Genomic DNA, 12198 nt, shown 5'->3' with positions numbered 1-12198 from the left:
TTTTCTCAACTCTGTGATCAATTTATGATTCGAAGAAATTATGCGAAATCTTTTGAGGGATTTAAAAATAGAATCTTATCAAAGATCACAGCAATGACCATTATTCAATATATCAATAGGTTTGAATTCAACAGAAATATAAACAACCTAAAAATTAATATTAACTAAATGCACAACGGGTTAATACATTTTATGTAATACTATTTTTTGTTTATGAGCAATATCTTTTTAAAAGGGGCTAAAGAAAATCAAGGGGATAAATCTAAAATTTTTTTCTTTCCACATAGTGGAAGCGGTCCTGGATTATATATGAACTGGGGGAAATATTTAGAGGGATTTGAAGTAATAGGCGTTCAATATCCGGGCAGAGGTTCGAGAATAGCAGAAGAGTTTAGTAAAACTCTGGAGGAGCTTGTGACATCAATTTTTAATAGTTTGGATTGGAAATCAATTTCTGGAAATTTCTTTTTTTTTGGTCACAGTCTTGGGGCTCTTATAGCGTATGAACTTGCTAAAAAAATTGAAAAAAATAATTTGCCAACTCCAAAATCTATCATAGTATCTGCGCTACCATCTCCTATTTCTAATTCTTATAAAGATAGAGTGAAAATTGTAGATGAAGTAGAATTAATTGATATGATGTACAGTTTATCTGAAGAACTTGCTGAAGAGTTTACTAAAGATGAAGACCTGATAGCACTCTATGTGGAGATCGTTAATGCAGATATTGCTCTTTTAGGAACTCATACTCCATCTGCAAATGATACATTAGATACAGATATTCATGTTTTTGGAGGAACCGAAGATTCTATAGCGATTAATGCTTTAGAAACTTGGCAGGAGCATACTTTATCAAATTTCTCACTGCATCTTTTTAATGGAGGGCATTTTTATTATCAAAAAAACTTTGATGCATTTATCAATACACTTAAAACTATTCTAAAATGAACATTATGGAAGAAAAGTCAGCAACATCTTTTTTAAAGAAGATTATTAAGAATGCTATTGAAATTCCTAACCAGATAGCATTAACTTCAAATAACGTTAATTATTCTTATAGTGAGCTTATTAATAGAGCTATCACCGTATCGTCAATACTTAAAGAGAAAGATATTAAGGAACAGGAAGTGATTGCACTTTTTCTTCCTTCTGGATATGACCTGATAGCTTCGCAATTAGGGGTTTTACTGAATAAACAAATTTTTGTTACCATAGAGCCAAATACACCCAAGAAAAGAGTAGAGGCTATTTTATCAGATTTGGATATTAGGCTATTAATCACTTTTAAAGAAACCAATTTTGATAAAAGGTTTAAAACCTTAAATATTAATAATGTAAAAAATGAAGATATACCTCTCAATGCATTAGAATTTGAGGATTTTAATACTTTCAAATCTGATGCATCAGTGTATATTATTTCTACATCCGGTTCTACAGGTAGACCCAAAAATGTCGAAATCTCGTATGCAGGTTTAGACAATTTCTGTAAATGGCAAGCTAATTATTATAGACTTGATCAGGAATCAAGAGTATCATCGATTGCTGCTTCAGGTTTTGATGCTTCTATAGGTGAAATATGGCCTGCCTTAATGGTAGGAGCAACTATTGTTTTTCCTGATCCGGAGAAAAAAACGTTACCCTCCTATTTAGTAGAATGGATTTCAAGTTGTCGAATTCATCATTGCTTTATCCCTACTCCGTTAGCAGAAATAATGCTCACATTAGAGTGGCCAAAAGAAAGTCAATTAAGAACAATGATTGTTGCAGGTGACAAAATGTACAGTTTTCCAGATAAAAATATACCGTTTAAAATATACAATAATTATGGTCCTAGTGAATATACGGTATGCACAACTGCAGGGCAAGTATTATCAGATCATAGAGATACCTATAAAACTCCTACTATTGGAAGACCTATAAAAAATACAGAAGTGTACATACTTAATGAGTATCAGGAAAAAGTAAATGATGGAGAAATAGGACAGTTGTTTATAAGTGGAGAAGGATTAGCTAAAGGGTATTATGGTGATCCTGAATTGACCAAAGAAAAATTTATCAAAAATCCTTTTGGAACATCTGTAAATACAATTATGTATAAAACTGGGGATTTGGGTAAATGGACTAAGCATGGGGATATCGAATTCTGTGGACGAGTCGATAATCAGGTTAAGATTCTTGGAAATAGAGTTGAGATTGAGGAAATAACTGTCAGCCTCAGAAAACATCCTGATATAAAGGAAGCCTATACCAAAGTTTTTTTTGAAGATAATCAACAAAATAAAACTCCCTATTTGGTCTCATATTTTAGTCCTAAAATATATAGACAAGCTCCTGGAGAGCAAGAAATTTATACGCACTTAGAAGCACTATTACCCAAATACATGCTTCCTACAAAATTGATACTTATTCATGATTTTGCTTTGAATAAAAATGGTAAAATTGATGCTAAACAACTCCCAAACCCTGAAATTCAACAATTAGATAATAGAAAAATAGACCCACCCTCTAATCCTTTAGAGGAAAATCTGGTTTGTTTTTGGTGTGAAATACTTAAGAGAAAAAATATAGGAATCCATGAAGACTTTTTTAATTTGGGTGGTAATTCATTGGCAGCAATTCAAATTTTAGAAAGAATTCGTTCAACTTATAAAATAGAAATTACGATTAAAGATTTCTGGAAGAATGCAACGATTCATCAATTAGTAAAAATAATAGAAAGTTCAAATAAGGTTTCAGAATCTGCAAATATTCAGGAAATAAGAAAAGAAGGAGAAATCCCATTGTCTGTTCAGCAAGAACAGGTTTGGTTTCTTCAACAATATGCTCCCAATAGTAATGCTTATAACGCTCAGACTAGCCTTAGAATAAAGGGAGCCATTAACATCCCAATTCTGGAACAGACATTACAGGAAATTTTTAACAGACATGAACTTTTAAGAACTACCTATGAAGAGAAGGATGGGAAACCTAAACAAAAAGTACATCCTAATTTTATTTTTTCTATTGACCATATAGATATAAGATCATATGAAAATGAAGAAAAAGAGCATGAAAGAAGTAAAATTAAGCATCAAGAACTTGCTCATATTTTTAACCTAAAACAGCTGCCGTTATGTAGATTCACTTTGATTCAAATTGAGGATGAATTATTTGACCTTTTACTTATTGAGCATCATATCGTTCACGATGGAGTCTCATATTCATTATTAATGAACGAATTACATACCATTTATAATGATTTAATTAATGGAAATAAGATTTCATTAGCACCTCTGGCTATTCAATATGCAGATTATTCCATTTGGCAACGCAATAAGATTAATTCTGGTGCAATGGATAAGCATTTGAATTTTTGGAAAAATAAATTACAAGATGTACCAAGACTTACACCATTACCAGTAGATTTTGCCAGGCCCAAAATTCAAAGTTTTAAAGGAGACCAAATACGATTTGACCTTCCATTATCCTTGTCTGAAAAAATTAAGGGTTTTAGTAAAAACAATAGAGTTACTTTGTTTTCAACAATGTTTACAGCTTTTGCATTGCTCTTACATAAATATACTTTAGAAGACGATATTAATATAGGTTCTGCGGTAGCCAATCGCCAACCTCATGAAACTGAAAGAGTAATCGGCATGTTTGTTAATGCAATTGTGATTCGATGCCTAATGGATAAAAAAAGCTCATTTCTCGAATTAGCAAGGTATATACAAGATGAAATTATGGAGGCTCATACACATCAATCTTGTCCGTTTCCTAATATCGTGAAAGAACTAAATATCAAGAGAGACTTAAGTTATAATCCTATTTTTCAAACCATGTTTAGCTTTCATGATGCCCCTGTTGCAGAACCAGTATTAGGGAATGCTAAATGTACAATTCATGAAGAAGGCAATAGCTCGGCAAAGCAAGATATCGATGTAGTAATTATTCCAAAATCAGAAAGGTATCAAGGGAATTCACGTTTTGTAGATAACAGAATCAATATTATTTGGGAATATAATAAAGGACTGTTTGAGCGCGATAGCATGGTTAGAATGGTAAATAACTATCAATTTTTGCTAGAAAACTTAGTTGATCATTATGATAAAGCTGTAGAGGAAATACCATCTGTATGTAATACAGAACTTAAAATGATGACCTCTCATTTTAATACAAAAGATGATCAAAATTCAACTCAATCAAAAATTAATTCTTTTGAGCAGCTATTAAAAACTTTTAAATCGAATGACAAAACAGTGGCTTTACATTCTCAAGAGGGTATGATTACGTATAAGGATTTATATGATCAAGTAAAATGCATCATAAAACATCTATCTTCCTTAGATTTAAAAGAAAACGATATTGTAGGATTACATCTGGATAAAGGTGTATCTATGATTGCTTCTCAAATTGCATGTTTAGTATATGGAGTTGCATTTGTTCCTATTACACCAGATACTCCATCTGAAAGGAAAAGATATATTCTAACAAATGCCAATTGTAAAGGGCTTATAACAAATCAAGATATAGAAAAAGAGGTAGTTATGGACGTTATGATTTCTATAATCAACTTGTCCTCTTTAATTTCGGAAAATGAATATCTATCTTTAGAAGATCTACAATTATTAAATGTTACTGGTAGCAATCTGGCCTATGTAATTTATACTTCTGGTTCTACAGGAAAACCTAAAGGAGTTATGATTCCAAGAAAAGCATTGCTCAATTATATAAATTGGCATATCGAAGAGTTTTCTTTAACCTCTAAAGATAAATCTACTTTGCTATACTCATCTGGATTTGATGCTTCATTAGCTGAAATTTGGCCGCCAATAGCCGTGGGAGGAACACTATATAATGTGCAAAAGGAGGATATACTAAACCCTACTTCATTACAAAAATTTATTATAGAAAATGAGATAACGGTTTGTGATGTTCCTACCCCTTTGGTAGAAAGATTACTACAATTAAAATGGCCGTCAAAATCAGATTTACGGATTATGTTGACTGGAGGACAGAAGCTCACCGTGAGACCTTCAAAAGATATAAATTGGAAACTGTATAATCAATATGGCCCAACAGAAACTACTATAACTGCAACATCATCAGAAGTTACTTCATATTGTAAAATTTCTTCATTGCCAAGTATTGGTAAACCCATTAAAAATACGACTATTTATGTCTTAGATGATCAACTAAATAGGGTTCCCATTGGAGGTGTAGGAGAATTATATATTGGAGGAGATGGTCTCGCTAGTGGTTATTTAGGAGATGAAGAATTATCTAAAAATACGTTTATATCTAACCCATATTCAAATCATAAAGAAGATAAAATATACAGAACGGGGGATATGGTACGTGTTCTAATAAGCGGAGAGTTATATTTTATTGGTAGAAGAGATACACAAGTAAAAATTAGAGGATTTAGAATAGAGTTAGAGGAAATAACTAAAAATGTACAGGAGATTGAGGAAGTAAAAAAGGCGCACACCTTTGTACGTGTTTATAACAATGATGAACATTTGATTTGTTGTTATACAAGCAATGAGAAAATAAAAAATAGGAATAGTGAAGTAATTAAAGCGAATCTTAGGAAGAAATTACCTGAATATATGATTCCAACTCATATTGTTGAATTAGATAACATGCCGTTGACTTCTAATGGTAAAATCGATGAGAAGAAACTACCAATTCCTACTTTGGAAAGTAAAAAAGCCTCTGTAGATATAAGACCTAGCAGCGAGTTAGAAAAACATCTTATAGATATTTGGAATCAGATTCTGGGGCATTCTAATTTTTCTGTAACCGATAAGTTTTTTGATCTGGGAGGGCATTCCTTAAAAATTGTAGAAATGCAATCGCTAATACAAGAAAAAATAGGTGTGAACATTCCTATAATGACATTTTTTGAATATTCAACTATTGTCGACATTTCAAAATATATCAATGGAAATGATCAAAAGACAGATACCGTATTAGAAAACAATAATAGAGCTTCACTTAGGAAAAAAGCTATGAGTAGAGGAGTTAGAATAAAAAATGTATAAAAATTATTATTGATAGATCACGAACGAAATAATGACAGCAAACAATAATTTAGAAGGGAAAATTGCAATTATAGGAATGTCTGGGAAGTTCCCAGGGGCTTCAGATGTTTTTTCTTTTTGGAACAATCTATTAGAGAATCTTGAAGGCATTAGTCATTTTTCCAAAGAACAAATAGCATCTCATTTCAATATAAAAAAAGAAAATATCTCCAAGGATTTAATTACATCTTTTGGAGTCCTTGGAGAAGAAACATCATTTGATGCAGATTTTTTTAAGTTTTCTGATAATGAAGCTGTTATCACGTCACCTCAACAGCGATTGTTTCTTACTTGTGCTTATGAAGCTTTAGAGCAAGGAGGTGTAATGATTGAAGATTTTAATGGATTAATTGGCATTTATGCAGGATCTAGTGAAACAGATTATCTAAGAACTCTGGAAGAAAATAAAGAAGTTAGAAGTAAAACAACATCGTGGCAACTTAGGCTGGCAAATGGAATTGATTTTTTATCTAGTAGAGTTGCCTATAAATTGGGGCTAAGAGGCCCTGCAATCACTGTTCAAACTGCTTGTTCGACCTCCCTGGTTGCAGTACATCAAGCTTGTAATAGCCTATTGTTAGGAGATTGTGATATTGCTTTGGCTGGAGGTTCTAGTGTTCATGCCAGCCCAATATTTAGTGAATATATGGAAGGTGGAGTTCTATCTCAAGATGGAAAGTGTAGAGCTTTTGATCAAAAGGCTAATGGAACGGTTGCGAGTAATGGAGTAGGTGTTGTGGTATTAAAAAGACTTGAAGAAGCTGTCTTAAATAAGGATAATATCATTGCTGTGATACGAGGAACCTCTGTAAATAATGACGGCAATCTTAAAATCGGATTTACAGCGCCAAGTATTCAGGGACAAGTAGATGTATTTAATACAGCTCTTGAAATATCAGACACTATTCCAGGAGATGTACAATATATCGAGACTCATGGTACTGCAACAGAATTAGGAGATCCTATCGAGGTCACAGCACTAAATAAAGTATATAACTCTCTTACTACAAATCATAAAGATAAATGTTGGATAGGGTCTGTAAAATCAAATATTGGACATACCGATGCCGCAGCAGGGATTTGTGGGTTAATAAAGACGTCATTAACGGTTAGTAACGGGATAATTCCGGCAAGCCTTCATTTTAACACACCAAACTCTAAAATTGATTTTACCAACAGTCGTCTCGAAGTAGTTTCAGAAAACAAGAACTGGAAATCAAATCGAAGAGTAGCGGCAGTTAGTTCTTTAGGAATTGGAGGAACCAATGCTCATGCAATTTTAGAAAATTTTGTAAAAGAGAAACAAGAGATATACGTTAATAAAAAATTCGTTTTTCCGATTTCAGCGAAAACAACAAATGCACTTTCAAAACTAATAAACAAATATTCAAAATTTGATTATAAAGATATCTATCTTGAGGAGGTAGCCTGGACCATGCAAACGGGTCGTTCACCATTGCCATATAAAACCTATGTTGTTGCGTCATCTTTTAAAGAACTGATAAATGAATTACATATCAAGTCTCAATTTGATTTTGGACAAATACCTCTAACGACGAATAAGGATTCCTTTGTTTTTGTTTTTTCAGGTCAGGGTGGGCAATATAATCAAATGGGGAAGCAGTTGTATGATCAGGAGCCTGTTTTTAAAGGTTTTTTAGATGAGTGTTTCGATATATTTGAGAGTTTTGGGATACCCTTAAAAACCATTCTTTTTTCGGAAGAAGGAGATCAAATTCATGAAATGACTTATGCGCAGGCAGCAATATTTTCGATAGAATATGCATTGTCACAATATTACATGACCCTTCTTGAATTAAAACCCGCTATGGTTTTAGGTCATAGTTTAGGTGCTTATGCAGCGGCAGTGGTTTCAGGGATATTTTCATTAGAAACTGCTATAAAAATCATAGTCAAAAGATCAGGAATTCTAGAACGTATAGATCAAGGAGCAATGATCGCAGTTCTAGGAGAAGTCAGTGAGGATATAGAAAGATATGGCGTTTCGATCGCGGCTAGAAATTCCTCTAATCAAACTGTGCTATCTGGTAAGAAAAAAGATCTTGAAACATATATAACTAAACTTGAAGCACAAAATATTGAATATAGATGGCTTCATATTAAAAGCGCTGCGCATTCTCATCTATTGGATCCATTCTTAAAGGATTTTTCAGAGTACATGCATACATTACAATTCTTCCCTCCTAAAATTACGATGATATCTGATCATTATGGAAGAGCGTTGGAGGCTAACGAAGCAATAAATCCTCAATACTGGGTAGATCATTTGAGAAATACTATTGATTTTAAAAAATGTTGTGATTTTATCCTCAAAAAGGGAGATTATTCTTTTCTGGAACTTGGGCCAGGGCAAACGTTATCTACGTTAATCAATCAGAATTCTTATTTTGAAGAAAGTAAGATATTTGGAAGTATTCCACACATTAAAGATGAGGTTTCAGAATACATTGGTTTTTTGGAAAGTATAGGAGAACTATGGAAAGCTGGTGTAACAGTACGTTGGAAGTTTTTTTATTCATTAGAAAAACCTTGGCGAGTAGCATTGCCGGGATATGCTTTTGATAATAAAAATTATTCCGTAACCGATACTCATTTAGATTCTGATAAAAATAAAATAGAAAAATTGTCTTCAAAACCTCATCCTATCAAACCAGGTAATGAAGAACAAATACGAAAACAAATCGAATTACTTTTCATTAGAATTCTTGGAAATAAAGAAATAAAGGGTGACTCTAATTTTTTTAATAATGGAGGAGATTCTCTAATGGCACTTAAACTTTTTAAAGAGGTAAAGTCCACATTTGCCGTAAAGTTATCTGTACGCGAAATTTTTAAAACACCCACTCCATCTGCTTTGGCATCAAAGATTATTAATTTAATTGATAAGAAACATTGAAAGCGCACAAGAAAAGCTTATTCGGGCATAGTAATTTTAAAAAGCTATGGGTCGCACAGATTTTAAGTCTTGTTGGGACACAAGTGACTGTAGTGGCTCTCCCAATTATCGCAATTAAATTGTTAAATGCCTCTACATTACAAGTTGGTTTATTGACAGCGATGTCTTATCTCCCTTTTTTACTATTTGGACTTCCAGCGGGAGCCTGGGTTGATAGATTATCTATTAAAAGGTTAATGATCGTTTGTGATATGTGCAGAGGAGCAATTTTAATATTAGTTCCTATACTTTATAGTATGGATTTTCTAACTATTCCACTATTGTTCATCATCGCTTTTTGTAATGGGATTTTTACTGTTTTTTTTGATATCAGTAATCAATCTTTCTTACCAGAAATTTTACCTAAAGAACAATTAACAGAAGGTAATAGTAAATTGGGGACTTCTTATACAACATCGCAGATGGTTGGACCAACCATAGCAGGATTCATGATCAAAATATTTTCTGCACCCATTGCAATTCTAATAGATTCGATAAGTTATTTTTTGTCCGGTATTTTTATTTATAATATAAAAATACCTAAGCAAAAAACAGTTTTAGACAAAAAAAAACCTGGAATTTTTAGTGAAATTAGAGAAGGATTAAGGTTCGTTGTTAAAAATAAGTATTTGAAACCCATAGCTATTTCTATGAGTATTGCCAATATGTTTGATTTATTTGGTATGATTCAGGCTATCTTACCAATATATATCTTATCAACCTTAAAGCTATCTCCCTTTGAATATGGAATTATTCTATCCATGGGTAATATAGGAGCTATCCTAGGGACGTTTATAAATAAAATCATAGTCAATAAATTTTACCTGGGTAAGGTTTTAGCGATATCTTCTATTCTTCCCGGAATTTCGTTATTGATTTTACCTTTTGTACAAGGGGAGTACGCTATGTATATTATAGGTTTGTCACTTTCCTTGGCAGGATTAAATATTGCGGTTTTCAATATAAATCAAATCAGTCTTAGACAAGCTATTACACCATTAAATTTAATGGGAAGAATGAATGCAACTATTCGATTTATAATTTGGGGAACTGTTCCTCTTGGAGCTTTTCTTGGAGGTTTATTGGGAGAACAAATTGGAGTTAGAAACACTTTGTTGGTGGCAGCAATAGGAAGTATTTTATCATCAATACCTATATTATTTTCAAAAAACACATCACTTAAATCACTTAAAGAAATATATACTCATTAAAAAAATGTATTATGAATTACCTTTGGTCAAAAAATATTGAAAAAAGCTTTCTTGCTAACATTTATCTAGGAATTTTTAAATGGGATATGGTCAAAGCATTTCCAGAACAATCGGCATCAGAGAAAGAGATTGGTGACAAGTTTTGTGAAAGAATTGATCAAATTCTTAATGAAAATGTAAAAAAAGAAGATATTGAGGATACAGGTATGTTACCTGCTAGATATTTAAAATTAATAACTGAGGAAGGCTTTACTCGTCTTCAATTACCTAAAGAATATGATGGGCACGAATTATCTCATTATAATACTTTTAGAATTTTGCAAACAGCTATTCGTAATTGTTTTCCTGCCGGATTTACTCTAGCCACACATAATGCATTTGGTGCGGGTTCTATTCTCAGCGCTTTACCCGAAGGATATCTTAAAGATTACATATCAGAAGAATTAAGAAATGGAGGTTTTTCTGGTTGGGCTGATACAGAACCAACAGGTGCTGCAAATCGATTAGTAAGTACTACGGCAACACTATGCGAAGATGGTGAACATTATATCATTAATGGTAGAAAGGTATATATAGCTAATGGATCGATTGCAGATATTCTTATCGTTTCTACAACGGTAACAAAAGAAGATGGTACAGATGAGGGTTGTTTGTTTATTGTAGATACTAAAAATCAGGGGTTCTCTGTGGATAAGGTTCATGATCTCATGGGACTAAGAGGGTTTCCTATAGCAGCGCTTAATTTTAATAATGTAAAAGTTCATAAAAATAAAATGGTGTCTATGAAAGAGGGGCACTGGAGAGATACATTTTTATTAGAGCCTATTAGTGCTTTGGGAAGAATGTTTTCTCTTACTTCTGCATCGTTAGCTGTTTCTAAAAAATGCCTGACATGGATGAAGGATTTCTGTAATAGAAAAAAAATTAATGGAATTTCTTTGGGTGAATATGAAGAAATACAAAGAAAAATATCTCAAACAGCAGCAGAAATATTTGCTATGGAATCTGTTATAAAATGGGGAATAATCAATATAGATTTTGAAAATCTGGCGGATAGATGGTGGGAACTGTTTTCTACAAAAAATATAACTACATTATTTGCAAATCATATCGCAGATAGGACGATAGCTGTTTTTGGAGCAGAAGGGTACGAAAAAGCACAAAGCAAAAAGGAAATAGGGTATTCTGCAATAGAGTTAGAACAAGTGTTTAGAGATATAAGAGGGTTAAGAATTTCAGGAGGGGTTGATTTTCAGATAGATAATCGTTCTACGCAACTTTGGTTAGAAGCATTTTATTATAATAGTGATTTTGATATCGATGTAGTTAAAAATAATTTTGGTGTAGCAGAAGAGATTGTTAAAGAAGCACAGAATTTATCATCACTAAATAAAGAGCATCTTATAAAAGTAAATGATGAAGTCGTTAAGTTAGGAAATCATATTAAATATCTGGTGAAGTCATTTGATAAAGAAGAACTATTTGCCAAGCAAAGAATCATGATTTTGACAAACAAAATTGTTAGAGAAATATATCTTATATCCTGCTGTTTGTCTAGAACTAACGCTGCAAATAAAGAATTAGCTAATGATTATAATATGCTGACAGAAACCTATTGTATAGATTCATTGCAGAAAATTCAATCATATTGGCATCAATTGGATTGTGAATTACAACAAGAAAATAAAAACCCTTTTAATATACTTGGGAATCGTATTTTGGATGGAGATTTGGATACCATAGTTTTGGAAAATATCTAGGGAGAAGTGATCAAAGTATTTAACACTTGAAGTAAGCCGAGTAAAATGAGTTTATGACTCTAAAACTCGGCTTCTTTTTAAGATTCTCCTGTAGTATTGATCTTCCAAACTCTTCATATTGGATTCCAATTATATACTTTTAGAAAAGTTCTTTTTTGATTAAAATTTGTTTTATCAGGTAAGGTTATATACTTCTATATAATAAA

At 32.4% G+C, this 12198-nt stretch carries 5 protein-coding genes and 1 pseudogene; all 6 read left to right on the top strand.

Annotated elements, in window-relative coordinates; translation table 11 throughout:
• Positions 1-168 (top strand): annotated as a pseudogene (locus FOF46_RS25635) (IS982 family transposase); the annotation flags it as partial.
• Positions 169-213: 45 nt separating this feature from the next.
• Positions 214-948 (top strand): thioesterase II family protein, encoded by a 735-nt coding sequence (locus tag FOF46_RS25630; RefSeq protein WP_143918430.1) that lies wholly within the window; start codon positions 214-216, stop codon positions 946-948.
• On the top strand, positions 945-6026 hold the full coding sequence (locus tag FOF46_RS25625) for a non-ribosomal peptide synthetase (protein ID WP_143918429.1): 5082 nt from the start codon (positions 945-947) through the stop codon (positions 6024-6026). Before FOF46_RS25630 ends, FOF46_RS25625 begins: the two co-directional genes overlap by 4 nt.
• 31 nt (positions 6027-6057) lie before the next feature.
• Positions 6058-8982: a type I polyketide synthase gene (locus FOF46_RS25620; protein ID WP_143918428.1), complete on the top strand. Its 2925-nt coding sequence runs from the start codon at positions 6058-6060 to the stop codon at positions 8980-8982.
• Positions 8979-10232: an MFS transporter gene (locus tag FOF46_RS25615; protein ID WP_109438766.1), complete on the top strand. Its 1254-nt coding sequence runs from the start codon at positions 8979-8981 to the stop codon at positions 10230-10232. Before FOF46_RS25620 ends, FOF46_RS25615 begins: the two co-directional genes overlap by 4 nt.
• An 11-nt stretch (positions 10233-10243) precedes the next feature.
• Positions 10244-11992, top strand: coding sequence for an acyl-CoA dehydrogenase family protein (locus FOF46_RS25610; protein WP_143918427.1), 1749 nt, complete (start codon positions 10244-10246; stop codon positions 11990-11992).
• Positions 11993-12198: the final 206 nt, after the last annotated feature.

This window comes from Aquimarina algiphila, assembly GCF_007489275.1.
In the GTDB taxonomy this organism is placed as follows: domain Bacteria; phylum Bacteroidota; class Bacteroidia; order Flavobacteriales; family Flavobacteriaceae; genus Aquimarina; species Aquimarina algiphila.
Note: the sequence above shows the minus strand (reverse complement) of the source record. Positions and strands in the feature narration are given on the sequence as shown.